The organism is Halocalculus aciditolerans (genome assembly GCF_014647475.1).
Classification (GTDB): Archaea; Halobacteriota; Halobacteria; order Halobacteriales; family Halobacteriaceae; genus Halocalculus; species Halocalculus aciditolerans.
Window position 1 is genome coordinate 1 of the sequence record NZ_BMPG01000027.1, and the last position, 507, is coordinate 507.

At 48.3% G+C, this 507-nt stretch carries 1 protein-coding gene; it reads left to right on the forward strand.

Annotation, left to right across the window (positions count from 1 at the left end):
- On the forward strand, nucleotides 1–454 hold a 454-nt coding region (locus IEY26_RS17420; RefSeq protein WP_188981100.1), incomplete at its 5' end, for a hypothetical protein.
- Nucleotides 455–507: the final 53 nt, after the last annotated feature.

Here is a 507-nt window from a genome sequence, read left to right on the forward strand (position 1 = left end):
GGAAAAACAAATATATAGGGAGATGAGAGAACGAATGGGAACAGATGTAAAAGACGAGGGCGAAAGAAAGAAAGATATAGTCGACGGAAAGAGGTGTCTGCAACCAACCGACGCAGTAACGACAGCAACGACAGCAACCACGGAAGGCGTGCAAACACACACGCTTGATTTTCGAAAAAACAATTTGAAACGAGGCGACAACTACAGGAATCGACAAGAGAGGCGAACCACCACCACACGCACCGAGGGAGTGAGGGAGAGGAAGAGCCGCGGGTGGGAAAAACAAATATATAGGGAGATGAGAGAACGAATGGGAACAGATGTAAAAGACGAGGGCGAAAGAAAGAAAGATATAGTCGACGGAAAGAGGTGTCTGCAACCAACCGACGCAGTAACGACAGCAACCACGGAAGGCGTGCAAACACACACGCTTGATTTTCGAAAAACAATTTGAAACGAGGCGACAACTACAGGAATCGACAAGAGAGGCGAACCACCACCACACGC